The sequence below is a fragment of the Bdellovibrio bacteriovorus genome, from assembly GCF_041888015.1.
In the GTDB taxonomy this organism is placed as follows: Bacteria; Bdellovibrionota; Bdellovibrionia; order Bdellovibrionales; family Bdellovibrionaceae; genus Bdellovibrio.
Genome location: NZ_CP168968.1, coordinates 3,486,937 through 3,513,674, shown reverse-complemented (window position 1 = coordinate 3,513,674; position 26,738 = coordinate 3,486,937). Strand labels below are relative to the sequence as shown.

At 47.9% G+C, this 26,738-nt stretch carries 23 protein-coding genes and 1 other RNA gene; 15 read left to right on the top strand and 9 right to left on the bottom strand.

What is annotated here, in order from left to right; all coding sequences use genetic code 11:
* The first annotated feature begins 132 nt into the window (after positions 1 to 132).
* Together ACES2G_RS16740 and ACES2G_RS16735 are read left to right on the top strand one after the other, a co-directional pair.
* Positions 133 to 1,503: an NAD(P)H-binding protein gene (locus tag ACES2G_RS16740; protein WP_374000799.1), complete on the top strand. Its 1,371-nt coding sequence runs from the start codon at positions 133 to 135 to the stop codon at positions 1,501 to 1,503.
* A gap of 20 nt (positions 1,504 to 1,523) precedes the next feature.
* Positions 1,524 to 1,919, top strand: a complete 396-nt coding sequence (locus tag ACES2G_RS16735; RefSeq protein WP_347358721.1) for a TM2 domain-containing protein — start codon at positions 1,524 to 1,526, stop codon at positions 1,917 to 1,919.
* Here the strand turns inward: ACES2G_RS16735 and ACES2G_RS16730 are convergent.
* Both ACES2G_RS16730 and ACES2G_RS16725 read right to left on the bottom strand, forming a co-directional pair.
* Entirely contained in the window at positions 1,812 to 3,653 is a 1,842-nt protein-coding gene (locus ACES2G_RS16730) for an ArnT family glycosyltransferase (protein ID WP_374000798.1), read from the bottom strand. The two genes, ACES2G_RS16735 and ACES2G_RS16730, sit on opposite strands and share 108 nt — an antisense overlap.
* An 84-nt stretch (positions 3,654 to 3,737) precedes the next feature.
* Complete coding sequence (locus ACES2G_RS16725) at positions 3,738 to 4,112, bottom strand: hypothetical protein (protein ID WP_347358719.1); 375 nt, start codon at positions 4,110 to 4,112, stop codon at positions 3,738 to 3,740.
* A gap of 126 nt (positions 4,113 to 4,238) precedes the next feature.
* Between ACES2G_RS16725 and ubiG the strand changes: the two genes are divergently transcribed.
* Both ubiG and ACES2G_RS16715 read left to right on the top strand, forming a co-directional pair.
* Positions 4,239 to 5,009, top strand: a complete 771-nt coding sequence (gene ubiG, locus ACES2G_RS16720; RefSeq protein WP_347358718.1) for a bifunctional 2-polyprenyl-6-hydroxyphenol methylase/3-demethylubiquinol 3-O-methyltransferase UbiG — start codon at positions 4,239 to 4,241, stop codon at positions 5,007 to 5,009.
* A 66-nt stretch (positions 5,010 to 5,075) separates the two neighbouring features.
* The gene (locus ACES2G_RS16715; protein ID WP_374000797.1) at positions 5,076 to 5,585 is read left to right on the top strand and encodes a DUF1772 domain-containing protein; all 510 of its coding nucleotides are present in this window, start codon (positions 5,076 to 5,078) and stop codon (positions 5,583 to 5,585) included.
* Here ACES2G_RS16715 and ACES2G_RS16710 read toward each other — a convergent pair.
* Positions 5,533 to 7,110 (bottom strand): DUF4080 domain-containing protein, encoded by a 1,578-nt coding sequence (locus ACES2G_RS16710; protein WP_347358716.1) that lies wholly within the window; start codon positions 7,108 to 7,110, stop codon positions 5,533 to 5,535. The genes ACES2G_RS16715 and ACES2G_RS16710 overlap by 53 nt on opposite strands.
* A 109-nt stretch (positions 7,111 to 7,219) precedes the next feature.
* Between ACES2G_RS16710 and ACES2G_RS16705 the strand changes: the two genes are divergently transcribed.
* Positions 7,220 to 8,452, top strand: a complete 1,233-nt coding sequence (locus ACES2G_RS16705) for a M20/M25/M40 family metallo-hydrolase (protein WP_374000796.1) — start codon at positions 7,220 to 7,222, stop codon at positions 8,450 to 8,452.
* 54 nt (positions 8,453 to 8,506) lie between these two features.
* Here ACES2G_RS16705 and ACES2G_RS16700 read toward each other — a convergent pair whose 3' ends face one another.
* Positions 8,507 to 9,427, bottom strand: a complete 921-nt coding sequence (locus ACES2G_RS16700; protein WP_347358714.1) for a LysR family transcriptional regulator — start codon at positions 9,425 to 9,427, stop codon at positions 8,507 to 8,509.
* Between the two features lie 206 nt (positions 9,428 to 9,633).
* On the opposite strand from ACES2G_RS16700, the gene ACES2G_RS16695 reads away from it, so the two are divergent.
* The 4 genes from ACES2G_RS16695 to ACES2G_RS16680 all read left to right on the top strand — a co-directional run bounded on the left by ACES2G_RS16695 (position 9,634) and on the right by ACES2G_RS16680 (position 12,232).
* Positions 9,634 to 10,011 (top strand): HPF/RaiA family ribosome-associated protein, encoded by a 378-nt coding sequence (locus ACES2G_RS16695; protein ID WP_347358713.1) that lies wholly within the window; start codon positions 9,634 to 9,636, stop codon positions 10,009 to 10,011.
* 38 nt (positions 10,012 to 10,049) lie between these two features.
* Complete coding sequence (locus ACES2G_RS16690; RefSeq protein WP_347358712.1) at positions 10,050 to 10,607, top strand: BON domain-containing protein; 558 nt, start codon at positions 10,050 to 10,052, stop codon at positions 10,605 to 10,607.
* A 151-nt stretch (positions 10,608 to 10,758) separates the two neighbouring features.
* Positions 10,759 to 11,331, top strand: a complete 573-nt coding sequence (locus ACES2G_RS16685) for an NAD(P)H-dependent oxidoreductase (RefSeq protein ID WP_347358711.1) — start codon at positions 10,759 to 10,761, stop codon at positions 11,329 to 11,331.
* A gap of 124 nt (positions 11,332 to 11,455) precedes the next feature.
* Entirely contained in the window at positions 11,456 to 12,232 is a 777-nt protein-coding gene (locus ACES2G_RS16680; RefSeq protein ID WP_347358710.1) for a hypothetical protein, read from the top strand.
* 74 nt (positions 12,233 to 12,306) lie between these two features.
* Here ACES2G_RS16680 and ACES2G_RS16675 read toward each other — a convergent pair whose 3' ends face one another.
* From ACES2G_RS16675 to ACES2G_RS16665, 3 genes are all read right to left on the bottom strand, one after another.
* Positions 12,307 to 12,927, bottom strand: a complete 621-nt coding sequence (locus tag ACES2G_RS16675; RefSeq protein ID WP_347358709.1) for a superoxide dismutase — start codon at positions 12,925 to 12,927, stop codon at positions 12,307 to 12,309.
* A gap of 74 nt (positions 12,928 to 13,001) precedes the next feature.
* Entirely contained in the window at positions 13,002 to 14,291 is a 1,290-nt protein-coding gene (gene speE, locus ACES2G_RS16670; protein WP_374000795.1) for a polyamine aminopropyltransferase, read from the bottom strand.
* A gap of 268 nt (positions 14,292 to 14,559) precedes the next feature.
* Positions 14,560 to 15,477 carry a class I SAM-dependent methyltransferase gene (locus tag ACES2G_RS16665; RefSeq protein WP_347359399.1) on the bottom strand — a complete coding sequence of 306 codons (918 nt, stop codon included), beginning with the start codon at positions 15,475 to 15,477 and terminating at the stop codon, positions 14,560 to 14,562.
* 46 nt (positions 15,478 to 15,523) lie between these two features.
* Between ACES2G_RS16665 and ACES2G_RS16660 the strand changes: the two genes are divergently transcribed.
* Positions 15,524 to 16,357 carry a Bd3614 family nucleic acid deaminase gene (locus ACES2G_RS16660; RefSeq protein ID WP_374000794.1) on the top strand — a complete coding sequence of 278 codons (834 nt, stop codon included), beginning with the start codon at positions 15,524 to 15,526 and terminating at the stop codon, positions 16,355 to 16,357.
* Here the strand turns inward: ACES2G_RS16660 and ACES2G_RS16655 are convergent.
* Positions 16,354 to 17,940, bottom strand: coding sequence for an ATP-binding protein (locus ACES2G_RS16655; RefSeq protein ID WP_347359397.1), 1,587 nt, complete (start codon positions 17,938 to 17,940; stop codon positions 16,354 to 16,356). The genes ACES2G_RS16660 and ACES2G_RS16655 overlap by 4 nt on opposite strands.
* Before the next feature lie 154 nt (positions 17,941 to 18,094).
* Positions 18,095 to 18,556 (bottom strand): fibronectin type III domain-containing protein, encoded by a 462-nt coding sequence (locus tag ACES2G_RS16650; protein ID WP_347359396.1) that lies wholly within the window; start codon positions 18,554 to 18,556, stop codon positions 18,095 to 18,097.
* Positions 18,557 to 18,655: 99 nt separating this feature from the next.
* Between ACES2G_RS16650 and rnpB the strand changes: the two genes are divergently transcribed.
* The 5 genes from rnpB to ACES2G_RS16625 all read left to right on the top strand — a co-directional run bounded on the left by rnpB (position 18,656) and on the right by ACES2G_RS16625 (position 26,722).
* Positions 18,656 to 19,041, top strand: an RNA gene (gene rnpB, locus ACES2G_RS16645) — RNase P RNA component class A.
* Positions 19,042 to 19,230: 189 nt separating this feature from the next.
* Positions 19,231 to 21,744: a hypothetical protein gene (locus ACES2G_RS16640; protein WP_374000793.1), complete on the top strand. Its 2,514-nt coding sequence runs from the start codon at positions 19,231 to 19,233 to the stop codon at positions 21,742 to 21,744.
* A gap of 129 nt (positions 21,745 to 21,873) precedes the next feature.
* Positions 21,874 to 23,457, top strand: a complete 1,584-nt coding sequence (locus ACES2G_RS16635) for a YiiX/YebB-like N1pC/P60 family cysteine hydrolase (protein WP_374000792.1) — start codon at positions 21,874 to 21,876, stop codon at positions 23,455 to 23,457.
* An 11-nt stretch (positions 23,458 to 23,468) separates the two neighbouring features.
* Positions 23,469 to 24,671 carry a hypothetical protein gene (locus tag ACES2G_RS16630; RefSeq protein WP_374000791.1) on the top strand — a complete coding sequence of 401 codons (1,203 nt, stop codon included), beginning with the start codon at positions 23,469 to 23,471 and terminating at the stop codon, positions 24,669 to 24,671.
* The gene (locus ACES2G_RS16625; protein WP_374000790.1) at positions 24,668 to 26,722 is read left to right on the top strand and encodes a phosphatidylserine/phosphatidylglycerophosphate/cardiolipin synthase family protein; all 2,055 of its coding nucleotides are present in this window, start codon (positions 24,668 to 24,670) and stop codon (positions 26,720 to 26,722) included. Before ACES2G_RS16630 ends, ACES2G_RS16625 begins: the two co-directional genes overlap by 4 nt.
* The last annotated feature ends 16 nt before the right edge of the window (positions 26,723 to 26,738 follow it).

Here is a 26,738-nt window from a genome sequence, read left to right as displayed (position 1 = left end):
TTTCGTTCTCACATTGTAAACCTGTGTGCGCCTTTTTCTTTGTCAAGGCGACGGCTTTATTTTGTTAATTACCAACTTGGGTTTGGGATGAATGTGATAGAATATAGTTTTTCCAATAAGTTGGGGGTTGTTGTGAAAGTGGCTATAGCAGGTGCCAGCGGTTTTGTCGGCAAAGCCTTGATAGAAGAACTTCAGGGGCAGCACGAAATTGTGGCCTTGAGTCGGTCTGTAAAACAAAACCCTGCCCTAGGAATTGAATGGCGATCTTGCGATTTATTTAGTTTGCTTGATGCAGAAAAAGCCCTGCAAGGCTGTGACGTCGCTGTCTATTTAGTGCACTCGATGCGGCCGTCTGCACAACTGACTCAAGGAAGCTTTGAAGATTTTGATTTGATTGTGGCGGACAACTTTGTGCGTGCGGCGGAAAAGTGCGGAGTCAAAAGAATCCTCTATTTGGGAGGCATGTATCCAGATGATGCCCCCACTTTGTCCCGTCATTTGAAAAGTCGGCATGAGGTTGAAGGGCTTTTCACCGCCAGTAAAATTCCTGCGACGATTTTGCGTGCTGCTGTTATTCTGGGGCCGGAGGGCTCGTCCTTTCATATGATGGTGCGTCTTGTTCAGCGCTTGCCGGTGATGGTGTGCCCGAAGTGGACTCATACGCTCAGTCAGCCGATTGCACTTAAAGATGTGGTGCGAAGTCTGCATCACTGTCTTGAAACACCTGCCACCGCCGACCATATTTATGATCTTGGCGGGCCGGATGTGGTGAGCTATCTGGATATGATGAAGATGATCTCCGGTATTTTGGGTAAGAAGCGTATATTGCTGCCGATCCCCTTTTTAAGTCCGGAACTTTCCACACTGTGGGTCTGCTTGGTGACAGGGGCTCCGCGAGCGCTGGTGCGACCGTTGATTGAAGGTTTGCGAGTCCCTTTGATCGTGCGGGCAGGACATGAACTAAATATTCCCGGATATTCTTTTACCCCCATTCAGCAGGCGTTAAGCACGGCCCTGGATCACTATCAGGAACAGCAGGCACCGTTGGCATTTCAAAAAAATCCGATCGGGTCTTATGAGGTTCGCTCGGTCCAGCGTCTCCTCATTCCTGAAGGTGTGACGGCAGCGCAGGTGGCGAAGGCCTATATGGATTTTCTGCCCACAATGCGGCCGGGTTTTATGAAAGTTGAAGTTAGTGGACGCTGGGTGAGTTTCAGTTGGAGCTTTCCGTACCTGCGACTTTTGATTCTGGAGTATTCTCCAGAACGAAGTTGGTCCCACCGGCAGCTTTTCTATGTGCGAGGGGGACTTCTGGCGCAAAAGACAGTTCGGGGGCGTTTGGAGTTTCGGGAAATCCTTGGAGGCAAAGCCGTAATCGCAGCCATCCATGAATTCAAACCCCGCATGCCGTGGTTTTTGTACAGATGGACACAGGCCTTGTTTCATGTATGGGTTATGTATAAGTTTGGTCTATACTTGAAGCGACCGCACGCGGCCCGTTAACGAATAACAGGAGTACAGCAATGGCACAGCCAACACATTCCACTTTTATTGGTTATATTCTTTGGATCTTCGGATTCATGGGGGCTCATCGCTTCTATTTTGGAAAGTCTGTTTCCGGAACCATCTGGTTCTTTACGTTTGGTCTTTTAGGAGTGGGATGGTTGATTGATCTTTTCCTGATTCCGGGTATGGAGCGAGATGCGCAACGCAATTATCGCAATGGGCGTATCGACTATACCGTGGCATGGATTCTTTTGACCTTCCTTGGAATATTCGGTGTGCATCGCTTCTATATGGGAAAATGGATCTCAGGACTGATTTGGCTCTGCACCGGAGGACTCTTCCTGGTGGGTTACCTGTACGACTACTGGAGTCTTAATGAACAGGTTTCGCAGGTAAACAGTCAACCATCCTAAGAAGGACAAAAGCTTCAACAGAACCCAGGAGGCTCCCACAGAGGACCAGGCAATCAAGAGGGCATCAAAAGGAACCCGGAAGCGGTTCTCTGATTTAAAGAACCACACAGTCAGGAACAGCGACATGATCAGTAAGGCGGAGGTCTGAGTGAAGGCCTCTTCGTCTTTACGCAGAACCAACAGCCCCAAAAGAGTCAGCGGCAGGATTCCATAGTAAAATAAATTTTCCCAAGGATAATAGAGGTCCTGCACGTTGGTGGAGATATGAGGCCACAAGGGGTTTCCAAAGGCCAGATAGTAGATGTAACGAAGGCTGGAAATCAGAACCAGCGGGTCTTCTTTCACACAGTTAAACCCGGCTTTCCAGAAATATCCTTGATCTGTAAACGGACGATCCCATTTTTTGTAGATTCTTTCGTTGGTGAAGCCGAACATCGGGGACATCCAGCGGGCTCCGGTGGAATCCTCGTTGTCTTTCGAAGGGCATTTTCCTTCCACAAAATTCAAGGCGCCAGCCGTGGGGCCTAGCTGCGGTTTTCCATAGTGCTCCCAGGTCCACAGGATATGCGGTGCTACGACAAGTGCACATCCCAGTCCCATCACCGCAACTTTACGGAAGCCTTTTTGGAAATGCTGCCGGTCCTGATAAAGAAGCCAAAGAGCAAAGATCGGGATAAAGAAGGCATGATTTCCTTTGAAATAGAAGGCGATCGCCATCAGCAGGCCAATCATAAAGTATCCTGACAGGCGCTGGTTCTTTAATGTCTTCAGAATCAGCCACAAGAGCAAAGATATGAAAAACGCATAGGCGTTTTCGGCCATGTGAAAAGTGGCAAAACCCGCCAGCGGAACATAGGTCGCACTGATCACCACACTGATGGCTCCGGCCAAAGAACCGAAGCGCTCCCGCACCATCAGATAAATGAAAACCACGGTGCCCAAGGAAAAGAAAACCTGTGACCAATTAAACAGCTCAAAATCACCTAGCTTGCGAAGCCATAAGCTCCACAAGGTGAAGCCAATGGGTTGAAACAGTTGATCGAGCTGGAATTGGCCTTTAAGAATTTCTTCGGAGCGGGAGAAGTAAGCCCCCATGTCCGAAAAAAGGCCGAATTGAGGGGGCGACTCGATGAAAACCAGCCAGAAGCGGAAAAGAAAGGCCAAGATCAAGAACGTGACAACAAAAAGACGCTCTGACAGATGGCGTGTTGGCAGCCGGACATAAAGCATCAACGCCAAAGATAAAGTCAACAGGGCAAGACCTGCCGCTACGGGAGGATCGCTCCAGTCCTTCTCCAGAAGAACACCGTAGCTGTCACCCCGGGTGCTGCCCGCAAATCTCCATTGGGTATTTTGAGAAAGTGATTTTGTGGTGTCCTTGAGCAAGAGTCCACTGCGATTGTCACAAACACTCTGCAGTCCTGAGGGTAATTTCCAATCGCTATGATTGGTGCTCATTTCGTGAACGCAGTTCATGGTGCGCATTTTAAGACGGCTTAAAGGGTAGATCATGGGGTCAGTTTCGAACTTCAACCAGTACAGGCCCTCATGATCGGTATTGTAATTCAGATAGTTGAAAGAAGACAGTGACTGGGTATTGACTGTGAGGTTGGGGCGGATGACTTCGATATTGTGAGGACGGGGGGTTAAAGCAAAGAGCCAGGAAAAGGCCAAAGCCATACCAACGAGTCCGAGAATCAAATAGGAAGAAGAATTAGCACTGTGTCTTTTCATAAGCTTGAGGAGTATCTACTGAGAGATCTTGTTTTTCCTCAAGTTACGAAAGATTCATAGAGAGTTTAATTGCTACAGAGTCGTTTAGTGAACAAGTCGTAATAAAGTAGAGCTATGATAGAACAGCAGAGCGGCATAAGGCAGCGTGGTTGTGACCAGAACGCCCCAGGGTTTGGGATTGTGCAGAATATGCAATCCGGTCACCACAAACATGATAGGAGAAAGTAAAGCCAGAGTCAGAGGCACACCTATGTGCAAAACCAGCAGAGCGCCACCGATGATTTCAAAGATCTTCACGGTTGGCATGATGAAGCGTGTGTCGATGCAGGCTTGAACAAAGCGGTCGATGGCAGGGTCGGAAGGAGGAACTTTCACCCAATGAAAAAAGCCGTTGAGCCCCCAGAAGAACATCTGCAGACCTAAAATCCATCGGCACGCAATTTCAATATAATCAGCCATATGTTTGAGTGTAGCGGAAGCCGACTGACAGATCAATATGCCACTTGATTCTTACCACTGGACTTCGCCAAAGCTCCTCGCCGGAACTGGCGACTGCTAGCGTGTTTGAGAGCTGGAGGTGATTCCATGGATTTGGAACTTGCAAAGGTGGACCGAGAAATCGTCAACAATGAAGTTTATGATCATCTGGCGGATCGATGGTATGAGGCTCAGGATGATCCTATCGCTCTTTTGCGCAATCAGCACAAGGTGGAAATGCCATGGATTCTGGAATCCATTCGGCGCAATATAGGCTATCACGCCGAAATCCTTGATATGGGTTGTGGGGCTGGCTTTTTGGCAAATGATTTGGCAGAGGCGGGCCATAAAGTGACGGGCATTGATTTGTCCACCTCCAGTTTGAAAGTGGCCGAATCCCGGGATCATACACATTCAGTGCACTACCATCAGGGGGATGTCTATCAAGTGCCTTATGCCAATGAAAGCTTCGACGTTGTTGCCGCTATGGATTTGCTGGAGCATGTTTCTGATCCTCAGAAAGTGATTGCGGAAGCTTCACGAGTGTTGCGTCCGGGGGGATTGTTCTTCTTCAATACCTTTAATAAAAATCCTTTGGCCTGGTTGGTGGTGATTAAAGGGATGGAGTGGTTCGTGAAGAACACACCACCGGATTACCATGTTTATTCCCTGTTTATCGAGCCTCGGAAATTGAAGATGTGGATGGAAGACCTCGGGTTTGAGCAGCCGGATATTCGTGGAATACGCCCTGTATTTTTACAAAAGCAACTATGGCAACTCATGCGGTCCGGAGAGGTTCCAAAGGATTTTAAGTTCACCTTTAGTAAGATGCCTTTGATAGCTTACACAGGCTTTGCGAAAAAGATGCGCGAGCAATAACCGGTAATTTTGAATTAAAAAAATGAAACTTGTAGTGGTGTAAACAAGAGAATATATGATGTCTCTATGAACTTATCTTTGGGTCTGAAATATCTTGGTTTGCTGCTGCTGGGTTTGATGGCGGGAAGCTCCTTTGCTCTGGTTGTTGGAGTGGGGCCCACGCTTGAGAACCTGTCGATACTGGCGTACCTGGAGTTTCATCGAAATTGGAATCATTCTTTTTCGATGATGAGCCCGATAGTTTATGCATTAGCCCTGCTGACCTTGGTGGCGAATATGTATCTGTCTCGCGGTCGCTGGAAATCCATGGAATATTTATTGATGGTGTTTGCAGTGATCTGTGTGTTGAATGAATTGCTTATGACCTACATGGGCAATCTTCCGCTCAATCAACTCATCACAAGCTGGGATTTGATGTCACCGCCACCGGATTGGATGGGTATCCGGTCACAGTGGCTGTGGTTCATGTACATCCGCTGTGCTTTGTTGGTGGCGGGATTTTCTTTGTTGCTGGCTTCGATCTTTATGATGAGGCCTGCTCCGTCTTCGCAGCCAGATGCCTTTGCTGCCGCTTAGGCAGGTTTCCTTTTGTCTCGGCGTTGTCCTGGCCGCCAGCAGTTGGCGAAGCCTCGCCAGCTTTCAGGAATCGAGGAAGTTCCTTTTTTCCAGTGGCCAAATAGTCTTCACCTAAAAGCGCTTTGGCTTTTTCCAGAGACCAGTTGCGATGCTCTGTCAGATAAATCAAAGCAGATTCAAACAAACTTAATTGGGAAATTCCGTGAGACTGGGCATGTCTTTGTGACATGAAGGCGTTGAAATCATAGAACTCCCAGAAGAAGGATTGGTGTTCCTTGTCCTGAGCGGCTGTTTTCAGACTTTCGACAAAGTTTTTAAATGTTCCGCTGTTGGCGTAAAGGTCCCAATATTTTGAAAAGCGATTCATGGTCTGCAAGGTGGCAAAATCCATGGATTTGGTGCGCAGAATCTGGAAGGGCGGATGGGCCGAATAAACCATTTCCCATTCTTTATCGTGACGGGAGATCGGCGCCCCTTTGAGGCGTTTCAAAATCCCGACCTGAATTTCATCTGGGCGAAGCTCGGCCAAAATATCAAAACCTTTGGCGAAACTGTGGATGTCTTCGCCCGGAAGGCCGGCGATCAGATCTGCGTGAGTATGAACGCCTGTTTCTGAAGCCAGGAAGCGGAAGTTGTCCTTCACCTTTTCCAAATCGTTACGACGACTGACCAGACGAGCGACGTCGGTATTCCAAGTCTGAATGCCAATTTCAAACTGCAAAGAACCTGCTGGAAATTTTTTGATCAGCTCTCGGATTTCAATAGGAAGACGATCCGGCACCATTTCAAAATGCAGGAATAGTCCCAGATGAATTCGTTCCAGGAAGAATTCCAGAATTTGTGTGCAGGTTGTCGGGCTTAAGTTGAAAGTGCGATCAATGAATTTGAACTGACGGGCCCCTCGTTCCATCAGCTTCTGCATTTCTTCCAAAAAATGAGGAACGTCGAAGTTACGGACAGATTTATCCAAAGAGGACAGGCAGTACTCGCAGCGATAAGGGCAGCCGCGGGAAACCTCTACATACAAAACACGGTTTTTGATATCCTCGTCACTGTAGAACTCATAAGGGGATTTGATGGTCTTGATGTCCGGCAGAATTCCCGCGATGATTTTCTGTTCCGGGAGCACCCCGTCGTTCAGGTAGCTTCGGCAGAAGTCTCTAAACAGGAAGTCGGCTTCCCCTTTGATGACAAAGTCCGCAGTCTGACAAAGTGGATTGGTCTCGGATTCGTGGCTGACTTCCGGGCCTCCTAAAACCACCAAAGTCTCAGGGCTGATCCGCTTTAGTAAAGAAACCAGTTCCAAAGATTCTTGGGCATTCCAAATATATACGCCGATTCCGATAATCTTGGGTTTGTGACGCAGGAGGTTTTCAGCGATGTCTCGTGGGTCCCGGGCGATGGTGAACTCCAGGATTTGGGTGCGTGATTGCAGTTCTTCCAAGTTGGCATAAAGGTAGCGCAAACCAAAGGAGCTATGTTGGTAAGTGGAGTTCAGGGTCACCAGTAAAATGTCTGTCGTCATAGGGACTTATCCTAATGCATGTTTAAAAAATAAGCGAATTGTCTTTGCCAACATGAGGACAAATTCGATAGCATTAACTTGCGGTAATGCTTTTCAAAGGATTGAAAATATGAAAACTGCCACGATGGCTTTGCTAATGTTCGTTGCAACGAGTGCAATGGCGCATGTTCCTGATATGGAAAACTTCGAAACAAAGCCGATTTTGGCTGATTTGAAGGATTTGCGCGCTCTTAATATCCCGGTACTAGCTAAAGATGAACGCATTGAGGTCGGTTACGCTATTGTGACTCCTTTGATGCAGCAGAGAATTCAGGAACGCTCTCACCAAGTCGGCAAGTGCGGCGGCTTTGAAGACCTGAGTTTGGATATGCACGTTCAAGGTGCTGGTTTTAACGGGATTCTGGATAATCTGGCAAAAATTCAGGAACAAAACGCCCTGTATGATCGTGCGCCGTTTGCCCCTTTGGCCTTGGAAAAGAATGCCGCTATTGAATCGGCTTTGACAGAAGTCAGCGAAGACAATCTGCGTGCCTATGTGACGTGGTTGTCCTCTTTCCCAAGTCGCAGTAATCGCGATGCTGAGCCGAACCGTCACGTTGATGAAATGAAGACGCGTTTGGAGTCTATGCTGGCGGAATCTAAAATCCCCTATGAGATTTCTCAGATCAACCACACCTCCACGAAGCAAAGATCGCTGAAAGTGCGTCTGGTGGGCAGTGAGCGTCCGAATGAAATCGTAGTCTTGGGTGGTCACTTGGATTCCATCAATCAAAGCTGGGGCGGTGGTAAAACAGCTCCAGGTGCAGATGACAATGCTTCCGGTTCTGCGAATCTGATCGAAGCTTTGCGTATTTTGATGAGCAAATCCCAGCCAAAGCGCACGATTGAGATCTTCTGGTACGCGGGTGAAGAGTCAGGCCTTCTGGGTTCTGCCGAAATTGCCAAGCAATATAAAGCTGAAAAGAAAGACGTTGTCGCGGTTCTTCAGTTGGATATGACTTTGTTCCCGGGCTCTGGTGAACTGGTTATTGGCAGTATGACGGACTTCACCAGCTCTTGGTTGCGTGAATATCTAAAAGCTGCGAATGAGACCTATATCCATGCTCGTATCGTGGATGACAAGTGTGGTTACGGTTGCAGCGATCACGCTTCCTGGAATCGTCAGGGCTATCCGGCACTGATGCCATTTGAAGCGACCTTCAGCAAAAGCAACAAGAACATCCACACGACTCGTGATGTGATTACTCCGGAATCCAACTTCAAACATTCTGCGGCCTACACTAAAATTGCCGTGGTGATGGGGATGGATCTGGCGAATTCAGACGCTCGCCAGCCGTACTAAGATTACATTCAGAATAAAAATAAAAAGCCCGCTCTTTGCAGCGGGCTTTTTATTTTAGAACTTCTCCAGTCTTTTGATGGTCTTTTTCAGATCCGTCAGAATTTCATCTTCCTTCTGATCCTTGCGCCCCAGCAGATACAAGGTGTGCTTCCAGTATCCTGTCTTAGGGCCGATCAAAGTGATCTTGCCTGACTGAACCTCATCCAAAACATAGGGGACCGGCAAAAAGCCAACCCCAGCCCCGTCAATAACAGCACGACCCACCACGGACATGATGTCACTTTCAAAGATCACTTTTTTGCGCGCATGAATTTCCTGGAAAAACAGATCGGTTTCATGGCGCAGCTTCATCTTGTAAGAAGGAATGATCAAACCCCAAGGCACCGCATTCAGGAACTCCAGAGCAGAGGTGTGACGGGAGATGCGAATTTTAAGATCTTTCAGATTCTTGGTGGAGACCATCAGATTCACCGGCATTTCGGCAGTGGCGATTTCTTTGACGTCGTCAGCATAGATAGGCTTGTTCGTCAGCAGCAGATCAATTTCCTGACTGCGCAGTTGATTCACGAGGATATCTGACGGAGCTGAGCTGACAAAGAAGTGTTTTTCGATGCCGCGTTTTTGTTCGCGAATCAGCGGAGCCAGCAAGTCGGCAATAAAGGGACGTTCCACCTGATCGCTGACGCCAATACGGATGCGCTGACTTTGTTTTTCAGAGGGACTTTTTAAAGATTCAGCAAAGTCAGCGGCGACATCAAACATCTTTTTACAGTAGGCAAAGGTGCGTTCACCTTCAGGAGTCAGATGCAGATTTCTTCCTCGTTTTTCGAAGAGCTTTCTGTCCAGCGTACTTTCTAAAACTTTTATTTGCGAACTGAGTGAAGGCTGACTGATATGCAGATATTTTGCAGCATTACTGACTCCACCCAGGCGGGCGGTTACATAGAAGTAATATAAATGGTTGTAGTTAAACATGGTGCAAGACCTCCGATTAACATGGTTTTTTTGGAGCCTTTTTGGAACTAGCCTCTTGATGCGGCTCTGTAAGTTATGAGCTTCCCTACGAAATCCTCTGCTAGACCCCTTAAATATATAACTTTAACCTAACAATGTCTTCTAAATTATATATTTAACGAATTTGTTGTTTTCTACGATAATGAGAGCAAGACAAGGAGGTAGATATGCAAACAGACATCTACTACAGAGACATCACTAAAACTGAAAATCTCGAAGCTTACCTAATGGAGACAGTTGAAAATGCTGTCGGGGATTTCTTCAAGTATGACAGTGGTGCTCACCTCACCGTGCGAGTCGAAACAGATCGACATCGCTCGCAGACTCGCAAGCCGAGTTATCTCTGTGAGGTCATCCTGAAGCCATCACGCTCAAAAAGTGTGATTAAGATCGTCAAAAGTGACGAGAACTTCAAGCGATGTGTAGCGAAAACAGTTGCCGCTTTGAAAGTGGTGCTGAGCAAGCGATCCTCTCGCAAGTCACAACATCGCAGGAATGATCCGATGTTGGACTATCAGCCACCCACACTGGAAGGGGTGGCTTGACTCCAACAAAAACCCGAGAACAGGCAAGGAGCAGCATAATGAATACGCATCTTCTTAAAAACCAGATCGACAGTGAGCTCGGTCGCAAGATTTGCGATCGAATCAAATGGGATAAAAGAGTGAGCGCAGCTGATCTTGACGTTGTTGTCCGGGGCAACCTGGTCATTGTAAGTGGATTCGTGGACACATCTTACAAAAAGAATGCGGCCTTGGAAGTCATCTCAGACACCGAAGGTGTCTGGGCTGTCGAAGACCGCATTGTCGTGCCCACGGACTACTATAGATCCGACGAGGAGATCCTTCGAATCCTTGAAGCTCAGATGACAGAGATGATTAAGATCGGCGGTGAACATGTAGAAGTCGAAGTTGTTGATGGCATTGTAAAACTTCACGGGGAGGTGTTCCGACCTCGTTTGAAAGCTTTGGCTGTCGCGGCGGCCTGGGAGCTGTCCGGTGTGCAGGATGTTCTGAATTTCATTGAAATCAGGGACCCTCCACGCAGAGTTCCTATCTCGGTTGATTTTGCTTATGAAGTGCTGTTCCCCATAAATAAGGGGACAGTGATCCTCGAAGACAACCTAAAGGAGGTGTCTTGATGAAAGTTGTCACAAATTAAGGTGCGGTCCTTTTCCCATCCCTCCATGTGCAGGCGTCTGATCCCAGGCGCCTGTCTTATTTTTATCCTTGGATTGTGTCCTTGGAGCAGGTCATAATACGACATCCCTTTCGGCATGGAGTAAATTCCCGATGAAAAAGATTTTGGTTTTAAATGGCAGCCCTTCTGGTGACAAAGGCAACTGTGCGCTTTGGATCAAGGCACTGAAGAAGCTATTTCCGAAAACGGCCTCGTTGGATGTGATACATCTGGCAAGCTCGGGCTATGGAAGCTCTTTAAAAAAGAAAATCACTGATGCCGATGCGATGATCTTTGTAACAGGCACCTATTGGGATTCATGGGGAAGCCCCCTGCAAAAGCTTCTTGAGCAGATGACGGATCTTGAGGGGACAGAGGCTTTAATGGGGAAGCCTGTCGCTGTTTTTGTGTTGATGCACTCGGTGGGTGGCAAAGGGATCTTGTCGCGCCTGCAGGGGGTTCTTTCCACGATGGGCTTCCTGATTCCTCCGATGAGCGGCATGGTCTATTCTTTGGTTTCTGATATTGCTCTGAAAAGCCCCAGCTCTCATGCGAAGGATTTTTGGCAGAAGGAAGATGCCGAGCTGATTGTGGAAAATCTGCTGAAAGCGTGTGATCTGAATGTGCAGTGGGCGCATTGGCCCGTGGATAAAAAAGATCCTCGTCGTAAGTGGCTGCGATCTTAGGGCTGTCTAAATATTTGTCACAGTGAAAAATGTACTGATGTTGCAAGACTGTGGAACCTCGAACTGGATTTAAACAGGCACTCGAGACCCTTTTTTTGGCATCTTATTTGTACTGCTCGCGGGCATGCGCGCGTTTATTATATCGACTCTTATTCTGCTCTCTGGATTCAAAGCCCTTGCAGGTTTTGATATGGTCGTTCCTGAAAAACGTGTGATCTTTAACCCGGTAGTCAGCACCTCGGCACGCACTCTGGCAAAATGGCAGTTTGGCTTTCAAAGAACCAGTGGGGCTAACATCAATTCCCACATGCTGGCCAATGCCCTGAGTGTGGGGGTGCATGAGCGGGTTGAACTGGGCACAGTTCCCATTTTTTATGCCACCGTACCTGGAAGCCGAAACTACACCGCCAAATTGAATTTCTATCGCGGCGAAAAATTCGATTGGGCCGCTGCCTTCACTGAAAATCGCTTTAAGTCCGAAGTCAGACAGGACGGTAAAGTGATCGAGACGCCAGATTTGGTTCTGCGTTCCTTTCACATCGGTTTCAACTATCGTCCTGCGGAACTTGAAGACATTACGTTGTCGCCGTTCCTGAACAATGTCTGCGGACATATCGATTCCAAAAACACGATGACGTTTGTGTATTCTTTGAAGTGTGAATCCGAGTGGGGTCTGGATATGCAATATCAGATCAAGGACCGCGAGTGGTTGACCTTTGCTTGGGGGCACTTGCGTGAGGCGGGGATTTCCCCTTACGAGAATATGAACACGGGGGCTGGGGTGGCTTGGTCTCAGTTCCGTCCCAAGGAAATGTTCTCTCGTCCTTCTGTCGGCGTTTATTACACCCCAGACAACGGGAACACGCTGTTCCTGCTTTCCACGACATTCTTTGAACTTTAAAAAAACAGGCTTCAAAAGAAAAAAGGGACTGCTTGAAGGCAGTCCCTTTTTATTTTTTGCGATGAATACCAAAACTATGTCATGGACTTAGTTAGGTCGCGGACTTTTTTGGATGCGAAGTTTTCAGAAACGAAGTTCCAGTTTACTTGGCTCCAGAAAGTTTCCAGATATTTTGCACGAAGATTTCTGTAATCCACGTAGTAAGCGTGTTCCCAAACGTCCGCAACCAACAAAGGAGTTGGACCGTTGTTGGTGAAAGGAACTGCGGCGTTGGAAGTAGAAACCAAGGAAAGTTTGCCGGAAGTATCCGCGCACAACCAGATCCAGCCGGAACCGAAGGTTTTTACGCCGCCATCAACGAACTTTGCTTTCAACTCATCCATAGAACCGAAATCGCGAGTGATCGCTGCAGACAATTCTGTAGAAGGCTGGCCGCCTTGACCCGCTGGAGTCATACCAAACCAGAAGAATGTGTGATTCCAGGCTTGAGCCGCGTTGTTGAACACGCCACCCGATGAAGTCAGAGTGATCTCTTCAAGGGATTTTCCTTTAAGAGAAGCATCTGTTTCCATGAATTTATTCAAGTTGTCGATGTAAGCTTTGTGATGTTTGTCGTAGTGGTAAGTCATTTGTTCTTCGTTGAACAAAGGAGCCAAACCTGTTTTTGCGTAGGGAAGTTGTGGAAGTTTGAACATTTACGCCTCCTGTTTGTTTAGTTCTAGATGAAACTATAATGAAAACAGGAGGCGGTCTATCTCAATTCACTGAACTAGGCGTTATCGCCAAGCATCGTTTTAACGAATGTAGGCAGGCAGAATGCCGCTGTATGCAGATCTTCGTTGTAGTACTTCAGACCTTTGGCCAGAGAGAATTGGCGCGCATTGTCTTTGTTGAAGTCTTTCGCAGGATGATTTGTCCCCTTCACGCCCATCTGCAAGCTCCACATTCCTGAAGGATAAGTGGTCGCATGGAACAACATTGTGTGAACACTCTTCTTGCCGAAGATGCCTTTCAAGCACTGATTCAATTCAACGAAAGTGCCTTCATGGAACATTGGCGATTCACCTTGAGTGATCACCAAACCGCCCTCTTTCAATGCGTTTTTACAGTTGGTGTAGAACTCCGCAGTGAAAAGACCTTTTGCCGGACCCACCGGATCAGAACCATCCACGATGATCACATCGTAAGAGTTTGCCGCAGCATCTTTTACGAACTGAATGCCGTCGCCGATAATAAGATTCAACTTTGGATTGTTGAACTCAGAAGCGATCTTTGGCAGGTGTTCTTTGGAAGCGCGAACAACCGCCTCATCGATTTCCACCATCGTGACTTTTTCAATATGGTCGTATTTGAACAATTCACGAATTGTGCCGCCGTCACCGCCACCGATAACCAAAATATTTTTCGCGTTACCATGAGCCTGCATCACCGGGTGAGTGATCATCTCGTGATAATGGAATTCATCACGCTCTGTGCACATAACCATGTTGTTGATCGCCAGGAATTTGCCGTGAGAATAAGAGTCCAAAACACGCACGCGCTGGAACGGATTTGTTTCATCAAACAAAACATCGCCTGTGTAACGCAAAGAAAGCGCCTGATTTTCGTCCTTGTCCGTGAACCAGACATTGCGGTCGATCTGATGACCTTTGGAAAGATCGAAGGATGGTTTTTCTCGCATGATCTTCGGTTGGAAATCAGATTTTTGGATGACGTGCAAAGAACCGCGGTTCATTTCCAAAGCAGAGTAATTGGCCTGGAAAGCTTTTTTCAGGTGTTCAAAGGAAACCCACGGGTCCACAGAATCACCGCAAGTGAACAAATCCACTGCGGCATAACGATATTCCGGCCAAGTGTGAATCGCCAGGTGACTTTCTTGGATCACAACAACACCGCTTACGCCCCATGGGGAGAAGTGGTGGAACGTGGAGTTGATGACTGTCGCGCCTGCGATTTGCGCCGCTTCAACCATGCTTCTTTCGATGATGGAAACGTCGTTTAAAACCTCAGCGTTGCATCCACTGAATTCAACCAAAATATGACGACCTAAAGCTTTCAATTCCTCTTCCTCCGACGGCCCCTGAAAATACCCCATTCGACTGCGTTGTCGGGGGACCTCCTTCGCTGCGACGTGCTTGGAGCACGCCTCCGCTTCGAAGGGACCCCTCCGCCTTGCGCCTGGGGCATTTTGAGTGGCCTTATATTTCTAAGATCTTCTAGGGATCTTTTTGATTTTAGTAGTTGTCTTAAAGCGGGGGTTCTAGGGCTTTTTGGTGGCTGGGGCAAGGTATTTTTGTCCCCAAAATGGAAAAGGGCCCTAGGGGCCCTTATTTGGTTCTGATCTCGAAGCAGTTGTGAATTTTTTTATCATGGAAATCTTGTGGGATGCTCTCGGTGGTGATTTCTTTCACTCTGTATTTGGACAGAATGCTGTCGGAAATCTTAAACTTCCTCTTGTTATTCGAGAAATACAGAACTCCCTCGGGAGCCAGCATTTGCATGCAGCTTTCAACCAGGAAATCCTGATCGCGTTCGACCTCGAATGTGTCCTCCATTTTCTTGGAATTGGAGAAGGTCGGAGGATCCAGGAAAATCACATCAAAAGTGTTCGAATTTTTCTGTGCGCGCAGCCATTCCAGAACGTCAGCATTGATGAAACTATGGTTTCCCAAGTCGATGTTGTTGAGCTGGAAGTTGTCCTGAGCCCAGCGCAGGTAGGTTTGTGACATATCCACGCTGGTCGTGCGAGCCCCGCCTAGAGCGGCAAATACGCTGACCGAGCCTGTATAGCAAAAAAGATTCAGGAATCTTTTGCCCTGAACGGTTTTAAAGACCTTCTGGCGCATCGGACGGTGATCCAGGAACAAGCCGGTGTCCAGATAGTCATAAAGATTCACTTTTATCAGGGCTTGTGACTCGCGAATGACAAAGGTGTCCTCTTTGGCATCGAGTTTCTCGTATTGCTTCAGGCCTTCCTGGCGCTCCCGTTTTTTGACCACCACTTGAGAATCATCGCATTTGAACAGAGCCTTTAGTGCCTCTTGAACGTGAGGCAGGTGATTTTTGTCTTTGTCGCGCAAATCACTTTTGTCATAGATCAGGAAGTGGTCTTTATAAATATCGACAATGTATGGATATTCGGGAATATCACGATCATAAAGGCGGAAAGCCTCGATTTGGTGGCGCTCAGCCCAGCTTTTCAGTTTTTTGAAGTTTTTTTCCAAGCGGTTTTTGATCATGTCCATAGGGGCTTTTTAGACAATTTAGACGGGATATGGTACCAATTCCTGGATGTTGGCAGAAAAAAGGGCAGAACATATAGCATTTTTACTTGTTCAGGCAGGAACAGACGTTGCTTTCATCGAGCATGAAGACACTATCTATTACGCCCGCTGTTCCCAGGGGAAAAAGCATCTGCCATCCTCATCCGTGGTGAAGCTGCTGCAAGGGCTTTTTGAACAGTTTGTGGATCACAGTTTCTTTATTTTACGTCAGCGCATCTATACAACGGCACATCTGACTGAAATGTGTCGGGGGATGGTCAAAGTGGTCGCCAAACGCGTGACCGCCCAGATCATCCCTTATGATCATCAGATGCTCGTTCTAAAGCAAATGATCGAGGTGGGGGCAGGGGCTGATCTTTTGCCGGTCAGCCGTTATCTCAATGCGGAAAGTCAGCTTTCTTTGGCAGAAATTCATCAGTGGATTTCAGAGCAGAAGCCCGGTTCAGAGCACGCATTTCTGCAAAATGTGACCAAGCTTGCGCAAAGAGTTCCCCGGGGACAGGTTTTGCACGATTTCGACCGGGATATCGCTGCAGTCTTGGTAGATAAAGCAGGGACACTTCTGGGTTATGGGGTGAATTCCAATTCCAGGAATAAAACCCTTCATGCCGAGGTGAATCTGATCCAGCGCTTTTATCGCGAAAACGGTCAGGGAATTCCGGAAGACACCATTTTGTATTCCACCCACAAACCCTGCAAAATGTGCGCGGGGATGATCTATCACAGTTCTGTGAATCCCCACTCCATCAAGGTCTATTATTCCGTCAAAGAAGAAGGCGGTCTGTCCCGGCAAACAGTCTTGGATCACTGGAATCTGAATGAGTTGGTGGCTGAAGGCTAGTAAATCGCCTCGGGCGCACTAAAGAAAGAATGAATGGCTTTGAGCATGGTGTCTTTGCGGACCGGCTTTGACAGGTGCAAATCACATCCCGCCGACAGACTTTTACGAACATCTTCCTGGAAGGCATTCGCTGTACAGGCGAAAATCCGAGCCGGAGTGCGCTCCAGATCTTTCTCCAGAACACGAATGCACCGTGTGGCTTCATAGCCATCCATTCCCGGCATTTGTACGTCCATAAAGATGATATCGAAGTGTTCGTTTTTCACCATTTCGACAGCCTCAGATCCGCTGCTGGCATAGCTGACAGAATGAATGGTCTTTTGCAGATAGATTCCAAAAAGACTGCGATTGTCATCCACATCATCCACGACCAGGATGCGCAGGCGGCTGTGTGAGATATTGTGCCGAATGTCGGTCAGCTGATAGCGGCCCTGCCAAGGGTTGTGCATTGAGGTCTTTCTTTCCGTGGTGGTGGGCACGGAGATCGTGAAATAGAATGCACTTCCCACATTCAGTTCGCTTTCAAACCAGATATGACCATTCATCAGTTGAACAATGTTCTTTGTGATGGAAAGCCCCAGGCCCGTACCGCCATATTTGCGGGTGGTGGTGGAATCAGCCTGTGTGAAAGGCTGAAAGATATCTTTGAACTTCTGTTTTGAAATGCCGATTCCTGTATCAGAAACACAGAACAGCAAATTTCCCGAATGCGAAGTGCGGTTGACGGCAACTCGTAAAGAAATGCTGCCACTTTGGGTGAATTTGATCGAATTGTTCAGAAGATTCATCAGGACCTGGCGCAGACGATCCGCATCCCCGACGAAATATTCGCCTACATCGGATTCGATCTCGATTTTCAGCTGCAGACCTTTTTCTTTGGCCCGGAACCCAAGGATAGCGATCAGATCATCCAACATGCTTTGAAGTTTGAAAGGCAGGGGGCGCAGTTCGATCTCGCCAGCTTCCACCTTCGACAGATCCAGAATGTCATTGATGATGGTCATAAGCTGATGGTTGGCGCGTTGAAGAATCTCAACGAAAGAGCTCTGCTGATCATCCAAGGTTGTTTCCGCCAAGGTGTCAGTGATACCAATAATTGAATTTAAAGGGGTGCGGATTTCATGGCTCATGTTGGCCAGAAAGACGGACTTGGCTTGAGTGGCGGCCCGGGCTTTGGTGGCAGCGCCAACCAGCTCCCGATTTTTCTTTTCCAGATTGTCGGACAGACTTTTCTTTTCGGTGATATCGACCGCCATTTTGACGATCTTGATAACTGTTCCTTCGGCATTTCTTACTGGTGTGTAAGATCCTTGAATCCAAATCACTTCCTGTTGTTTGCTCAGCCGTTTGAATTCCCCGGATTGAGCATGTCCTTCGGCAAGTTGATTCCACATTTCTTGATATTCAAGTTCATGTTGGTGAAACTCCGGCAGGAACAAAGAATGATGCTTTCCCTGAATCTCGTTCATTTCATATCCGAGTAGATTCAGAAAATTAGAGTTGGCCCAGAGAATATTTCCCTGGATGTCGAACTCTATCACTGCATTTGAATTGAGAAGAGCCTCATATACCGAATGAGTCATGACATAAGTGTATCTACACTCTTACAAAGATATAAAATTACAAAACGCCCTGGGGATTAAAACTTTGTAATTGCGCAAGGGAACTGTCGAAGCGCAAAAAAAAGAGCCCTTCTTCAAGGGCTCTTGGTGTGTGCAATCAAATTTTCACAACAACTTATTTTGCTGCAGGAGTTTCGAACATGGACATTGCAAAGAAGCTTTTGCGGAATGTGCTCCAGTTTTGTGATTTAACAGCTGCCACTCTCCAGAAGTAGTGTTTGCCAGCTTCCAAACCTGTCACTTCAAAGGAAGTGTTTTTTACAGAGTACTCATTTGCCACCAACCATTTGAAGTTAGCATCTGTAGCAACTTGTACGTGATATTCATCAGCGCCAGTGACTTCTTTCCAAGTCAAAGTTGTTTTATCAGCTTTGATCGCCTGATAGTAACCTGGACTTTGCAGCTCTGGCTTTGCAGGAACTTCGTTCTTGGCTGGGTCTTCTTTCGGCTGTGGGAACAAAGCATTCATTTTTTCGGTCAAACCACCGTGACCACCACCATGAGCCTCTTCAGCCAAAGAAGCAGAAGCAAGAGTCAAAGTCATAGCGAACGCGAATAGAGATACCAAGATCTTCATGATTTAATCCTTTTGTAAACGATGCTTAGAAAGTAAAATAAAACTGGGATTGAAGAAAACCTTCTTGCGCTAAATGCTGGACGGTGTTAGAAATCCCCATCGGTTTTGCGGATGATTGCTCTAATAATACTCTAAATTCATGAAATTAGAGAGGAAAGTCCGGACTCCATATGGCAGCGCAAGGGGTAACGCCCCTCGACAGTAATGTCAGGAACAGTGGAACAGAGAGAATGTCCAGGGCTTTGAGCCTGGAGGCGGGAACGGGAGCCTCTAGGGGAGTCGCTGGAGTGAAAACAGCCAAACTCTGCGCGGAGCAAGATCAAATAGGGAGACATTAGTAGGACGGCCAGTCCGTAGTCTTCGGGTAAGATCGCTTGAGGGTGTCAGTAATGCCACTCCCAGAGGAATGATCATCCACGATTATCGGGTCAAATTATGGGACCTGGTAGTTGGGACAGAATCCGGCTTATAGCAAAACCGAGATCCCGCCTTCTTCATTTTCCTTTGGTGCCGTAGCACCGAATGGGAGTGCGTTTCGTTTCTGAGCGTGGCTCACAACTTGGTCCCCAGATAATCATATTTTACGCGTATTTAGGTCGAAATAACCTGAAGAGACTATGCGTTTTCGAGTGCAAGTCTCCGATAAGAATCACAGTTCTTCTCGGAGGTTTTGCGTGCGATTGGTTTCGTTTTGGTTTGCACCTGTAGCTTTATCATTACTTTTAACGACGGCCTGCTCATTAGACGCTTCTTTGTTGAGCGACTTGAAGTCCACTATTGGGGGTGGAGGCGGTGGAAACGGTGATGGTGGAGGCGGAACTATTGGTTCCGAGACAGACCCTTTGCAGTTCACCACCAATAAAGTGGAGTTTGGTCATGTGACTGTAGGCACCTCCAACTCCCGCACTGTAACAGTTAAAAACTACGGGTCTAAAACGGTTGAAGGCTTGCGTAGCTGGAAACTAAATTTTCCATTCCGTTTTGTAGGGGATGTTTTTCCGGGTACCGGGGGAACATGTTCGGAAGAGCTGGCAAGTCAGGCTTCCTGCACCGTGGTTTTGTCGTTTGCAGCCAGTGCGCCTGCAAGTTTCGAGGATGATTTTGAAGTTCGTTATGAATATGAAGGGGCCGATCAGTCCAAGTCAGTGCAGATGATTGCCTCGGCGGACTCAGGGATCACTGCTCTTGAAGTCAAAGCGGGAACTCGTGCTTTTTGTGCGCGTCTTTCCAATCAAAGTTTGAAGTGTTGGGGTAACGGGGGACTGGGCTATCAATTGGGTGATGGCGTGAATTATTCCATGGATGCGGGAGTCACTCTTCCGGTCGCACCTCTGCAACTGGATTCGGGAGTTTTGGGCTTTGACATGACCGGTCGCTATAGCTGCGCGGTAAAAACGGGCGGTGAGGTTTGGTGTTGGGGTTATAACGTGCCGGGAGCCTGGGGAAGTTTAACTTCGCCCGCGTTGCTTATTGGTTCAGACGCAGTCCAAGTTTCAATCGGCAATGCCACGGCAGGATGTGCGGTGATGAGTGTAGGTCAGATTCGATGCTGGGGTTACAATGACAACGGTATTGTCGGAAACGGTCTGACAACGGGAGTTGTAACGACTCCGTCGTTGGTTATGGGCTTTATGGGGATGGCTGTCGATGTGGCGGTGGGTAGTGTATCTGCCTGTGGGCTCACTTCGATGGGAGAAGTGTACTGCTGGGGTTCGAACGCTGACTTCGGAATTCTTCGTCCGGTAAATAATAACAAGTATCCTACGGCGGCTCAGGTGGTCGGAATGCCTGCGGGCATTGTTAATATCGAGACTGCATCGCACTCGAATCAGTATTGTGTTTTGTCGGAGGCAAGCCCGACGTCAGATCGTGAAGTGCATTGCTGGGGGCAGGACTATGGGGCAACTCCGGTGCAAATAACGGGATTGTCGGGACGAGTGTCGAATCTGGATCATCATATTAATTCTTCAGAGTGGTGCGTGTCAGCCGAAGATGAATCGACTTTGTACTGTTGGAACAGTGGTGAGACTGTGGCCGTTGCGGAAAACTTTGGCTTGCCTAAGATCAGCATGGTTGAAAAGGGCATCTTTATTAACACGCAATGTGCTGTCTCTGAGGGACGCGTGTATTGCTGGGGTGCCAACTTGGATGGAGCATTGGGGATTGGTGGCGCGGGCGCTGAGTACTCAAGTCTTGCGCCCCAGACGATTCCAGGTTTAACCAGTGTGACTGAGATGGCCATGAACAATGAGGGGCTGGCGGTGGAATCTTCCGGCGCTTTGTGGTGTTGGGGATTTAATCAATCAGGTGCCTGCGGAACCGGGAATACCAAAGGCGTATCTTTACCGCGCAAGATATTCCACAGCGGTGTGACTTCGGTGGCCACTAACGGTTATAACTCCTGTATCGCTCGCAATGGCAAAGGTTATTGTGCGGGCGACAACTTCGGTTCGTCCTATGTTCCCGTGGGAAGCTTTACCAGTTTAAGTCGGGTGACAGGAGAATATCACTATTGTGGTATTGACGGTGGTGCGGCTTATTGTTGGGGTTGGAATGACAGTCTGCCTTTAGGGGTGGCGACATGTATTGGGGATTGCAATACGGAACCTCAGGCTGTGACAAATATGAACTCAGGCGTCACCAGTGTGGCCGTGGGTTATGGATTCTCCTGCGCTGTCAAAAGCGGGCAAGTCTATTGCTGGGGAAGCAATGATGACGGTCGCTTAGGAAGTGCGGGGGGCAGCACCTCGACACCTCGTTTGATTGACAGTGCCTTTTCTGACTTCGTGCAAGTGGCAGCAGGATATGAATCTGCCTGTGCGGCTCGGGCTTCTGGCGGAGTTTACTGCTGGGGCGGTTGGGGTGTGGGCCCCAACGTGTCGGTCCTTCCGGGAACGGCAGGTGTGGTTGTGGAAGGTTTGAATATGGCGTCTTACACCAACGTTTACTACAAGCACGCGGGGAAAATCTATCAGCATGATAAAACTTCAGCGACGGAGATTTCGTCCACCTGGAGTCACTATGGTGAGTATTCCATCGATGGCGGGATTGGAAACAGTTATTGTCGAATTGTATCGGGCCAGATTCAGTGCTGGGGTTCTAATGTCAAAGGAAACTTGGGGCTGAGTGATCCCTCACCTGCAACAAGTAAAGAGACCCCATTCCCGGTCTTTGGTCTGTACGAATAGAGCCTTTATACAGGGAGATTTGGTGCCTTTTCGCACTGGTACGCAGGACTAGATTCATTGTCTCCCAACAAGTTCAATTCAGGTTGTGAGGTATCTTTAGTTTATTCTGGCAACATGGAGGGAAATCCCATGTTTTCTAGATTGCTGGCGTTGTGTCTGGTCACAACCTTTGTTGGCGCGTGCTCATCATTTAAATCCTCAAGTGAGAGAGCTCCCGCAGCAGCGTACTATGTCGATCCTCAATACTATGATTTGCAAGTGTTGTTGTCTGAAGCTTTGACATTCAGATCGACGGCTTTGCGTTTTGCCGATGAAAAGAAACTGGGTCAAACCGGGGACATCAGCCTGAGCCGCTCTGAAGGTGAGTGGGTGCGCTCGATGGGCGCGGAATATTTGCAAACCCGTCAAAAACTATTGGATCTGGCGATCACGGAAGGTGAATATTTTTCCGGTATGAATCGGGTGAAGCTGGCTCCCTATCAGGGCACCAAGATTGAAAGAAAATCCCGGAATGTTCGCAAAGATATCTATGAGGAATACAAAGTTCTGAATATCGACCCTAAGGATGCTCAGGGTGAAAAGCAGGTCTTCCGTATGCACATGGCATTGGCTTCGGCGTTGATGCTGATGGATAACTATCTGGTGGCGATTCAGCCGTTCAATGACAACGCCTCCATGCGCTATGTTCTAAACTATGACGTGGCTCAAAAGCGTGCCTTGCAGACTTTGGCGGATTCTTATTCCTCCATATCCCGTCGTCAACAAATGGAAAGAGCTATCGAATTCATCGACTCGGTGATGGCATGGCGCCGTTCTAAAGGTATTCCAACCAGCCCAGAGGAAAGCCAACTGTATGCTCTGACTCAATCAAGCATCTGGTATCTGGCTGTGAAAAATGGCACTGACAGCAGTGGATTTAAGGATGCTATTGCCAACTTGTGGAATCGTCTGACCTTGCGTGGAAAACGTGGTGCCCGTTCTGTGTCCTATGGTGTCAGTATGGGCTTTGGCAACATGGTCGGTCTGGTTGAAACCCGCAAAGGTTATTTGATCAATATGCCGGAATCAGAAAAGCGATCTTTGGTCGCAGAGATGAAACCGTTGGATATCCTGATGGAAAAAACTCCTTTCCGTCTGACAGATAAAATGATTCCGGGCCATTACGGTCACGTCGCGATCTGGCTGGGTACGGAAGAGCAGCTGAAAGAATTGAAAGTATGGGACAAAATCCCCGCGAATATTCAGACAAAGATCCGTTCTGGTCACCGCATCGTCGAAGCTTTGCGTCCGGGGGTCGAGCTGAATACCTTGGAGCATTTCCTGAATATTGACGACTTCCTGGTTGTCCGCGATACCCGTTCTAATATTACTGACGAATATCGTCGTGAAGCGATTCTTCAGGCGATTGCCCAGATTGGGAAAGAATACGACTTTAATTTTGACGTGCACACGCACACCCGTATTGTCTGCTCTGAAATTGCCTATGTGGTTTACAAAGACGTGAAATGGCCGCTGGAAGAAACTTTGCGCCGTTACACGATCAGCCCAGACAATGTCGCTCAGTTGGCGATCGGTAACCAAAGAATCTTTGAGCCGGTGATCATGTATTACGACGGCAAACGTGTTTACAAGGATTTGCCATACTCATTGGGTTTGCTGCTGAAGGCGGATGATTCGCATTATGCAGAATTCAGAAAATTCCAGAATCTTTAGGATGTGACTATATGAAGTTGATGATCAAATCAGCAGCGATTGCCTGCGTGGCCCTGGCGGCTGTGCATTGTACTCACAAAGAGGTTCGCCAACCCGCCAGCGTGAAACAAATTATCACTGACGGTGAGGCGCAGGCCCTGGGTGACCTGTTGGGCGGGGATTCCCCGTTGAATTCGTACCGTCATAAAATGTCGGTCCACTTTCACACCAATGGCGATCAGAAGTATCTGTCCAAAACGGCACGCAAGGCTTTGAACGAGTCTTTAATCAAGACGCTGGGGTCGGATGCTCCGGAGCAGGGCTTGGCGAAGCTTGCTGCAGGTAACATCAAAGACGCTTTGATTGAAAACTTTGTGAAGACGATGCGGTTTTATAAGATCATCAACACTGGATTGCAGGTCGATCTGATGTTCAATCCGGAACCGAATCAGAAGAATGACTATTCGGCAGAACTGAACAGTAATCAGCTGGTTCGTTTGAGTGAAACCGGCAGACTGAGCTCCAAGTGGGATCAGTTGGAAAAAGGCACAGCCACGGGGACGGTTTATAATAATTCAGCCTATGTTCCTGTGACCAAAGGTGGCGCGGACTATATTGGCGGCTCCATGACTATTTATATTGAGATCATGGATATCGGTATTGGTGTTCCGAGCATCAAGAAATACGGCGTGAAGGGTTTTGTACGCTATCGCCGGTACTATCGCTCCAATCATGTGCCGCAACAGCCGGCGGTTTGCGAGGGCTTCACACTGACTGCGAAATCTGCGGGCCCTGGGGTTCCACTGTTTTACACGGTGGACTTATATAAGAACTTCAACCTGAAAGACCTGATCCCGACAGAAGAAACTTTGGAAATCTTCCCGGGTATTTTGGCTTCTCATAACGAAGGTCGCAGAGAGCTTATGCCAGACACGTATGAAGAAACCGGAAAATCCATTCCGACAGGGTCCTTCCGTGTGGAGGAAAAAAGAAATTCCTCTGGTCAGGTCATTTTCAACCTGAACAAGATTGTTTATGACTTGAAAGAACGTGAATTGGACCGCAGCCGTACCAGAGTGGATCTGGTGGAGTACAACACCCGCTTCCATACGGAGAACTCCTCAGACGAGCAGCAGGCATTGTCGAATGCCAGCCGCAACTATCTGAAGAAGTGCGAAAGCTCCATGGAAAAATATCTGAATCTGAATTCTCTGGTGCATGGAGGTGTTCTGTGAAGAAGGCCGCGTTGATACTGACCTCCCTGATGATGGGTTCTGTGTCTTTGGCACAGACTCCGGGTATTTCTTTGAAAGAACGCATTGTTGCGATGGATTTTTATAAATCCAATCACGACATGATGTTTGGGGCAGAGGCCTGCCGTCGTGTTGAGACCTTGCTGAGTGAAATTAAAAAGTTGCCAACGGCAGAACAAAGCCGGGCTCGTGCCTTCGTGAAGACATATGAGGGCCAGGTTCCGGAAAAGATTCTTCTGCCTTTGGTGTACTGGAAGTTTGTAAAGAAAAGTTCTGTGAATGAATCCAAGATTTTGCAGTACTGGTTGCAAACCCGTTTGCAGGCACTGCGAGATTATGCGGATCATCCTTTGAAAAAGGACAAGGCTGCCCAGGCGGCAGCTCGCGGTTTGATGACCACATGGTCGTCGGCACGCAACTTAAGCCTGAACAGTGTTGAGCTGACAGAGAATCTGCAACGTCGTTTCCCGGAGATGGATGACTATTCATTGGTAGCCGGGGGCTTCGTGCCTGGTAACGTGGTGGAGCTGGTCAGTCATAATGAGATATCTCCGGAAAGAATTCAGTGGTTCAATGACCGCGTGATCTTTGCCGGTGGCAAGCTGGACTTCAATCAGCCGTATATGAAGATGCCGTTGCATAAAGATGATGAAGGACATCCGTCTTTCAAAGATCCTATGTTTGCGAAAATCCGTGACATGATCTTGTCATCCAAAGAATCCATCTTTATTGATATCTTCCTGTTTGGGGGGACCATGGGGGGAACTTTAAGCAAGTTCCTTTTGGATCAGGCCGTGATCAAGAAGAAAGCCAATCCGAACTTCAAAGTGTTGATGTTGCATGACTATGCCACCAACTACAATATGAAGGACGAGATGATGCCGATCTTTGAGTATATCAAAAATCGGGCGGCGACGGATCCGGGCTTGAAAGGGTCTGTGTACTTGTTGCAGGCCAATATCCAGCGCCATCCTCCAGGTATTCCGTTTGGAATCACAAATCTGGTTCCTAAGACGGAAGAAACATTTAAAGCCCTTGAAAAGCGCAACACCTACTACGAATCCAAGATCGACCACAGTAAGGTGATCGTTGTGGATGCGGAATCCGATGCGCCTCAGGCGTACTTCGGTTCCAAAAACTGGTCGGATCATAGTGGTGGCTACTACTATGACAACGCTTTGTACGTAAAAGGCCCGGCAGCCGCTTTGGTGCAAGCGGCGTACTATGATGACGTGGATGCGGCATTGACGACGGATGTGAATGAAAGAAAGTGGTTCTATTACAAGGAACAAGGCTATTCTAACGAGGCCTATCTGAAGAATCGCGATCAGATCCTGTCCTGGTTTAAGTTGAAGCGCATGACTTTCCCGGCTGTGGGAAATCAGCCTGTGCGTCTGGCTGAAGCCAACGTGGATGCAAAGATCAAAGACACGCGCAACATGCTGGTGGATATGATTTCCAAAGCGGAAAGCCATATCTATATGGAGCATCTGTTCATTTACGATAAATACATCAACGATGCGTTGATGAAGCGTAAGGCACAGGTTCCGGGTTTGAAAATTCGTATTCTAGCCGATCATAATGGAAACTTTGCGATGGGCGGCTTGCCGAATACGCTGTTCCTGGATCAGATGTTGCGTCACGGGGTTGAGGTCAAAGCTCGTCGTACTTTGGGCATTGAAGCACGTTTCCCGAATGGCAAGACGCAAGGATATCACCAGGAAAATCACCGTAAGATCACTTCTGTGGATGGGAAGGTGATGTTGGTGGGTTCTTCCAACCTGAATCCGGACACGTTGCAGGGCAGCTTCCGTGAATTTGGTGCACAAATCTTCGATCAGAAAGTGATCGGTGGATTTGAAGAGGAGTTCACCCAGGCTTGGGGTGATGACAAGCAGGTCGGACCATTCTATGAAACTGAACGCTTGCAACTGCAGCTTTCTGGCAAGACTCTGTCGCCGGAAGTGAGCAAGATTATCAATGACCTGGGTGCGACATTGCTTCGGGCTAAAGATGACATCGAAAAAAGATAAGATTTGAAAGAAAAGG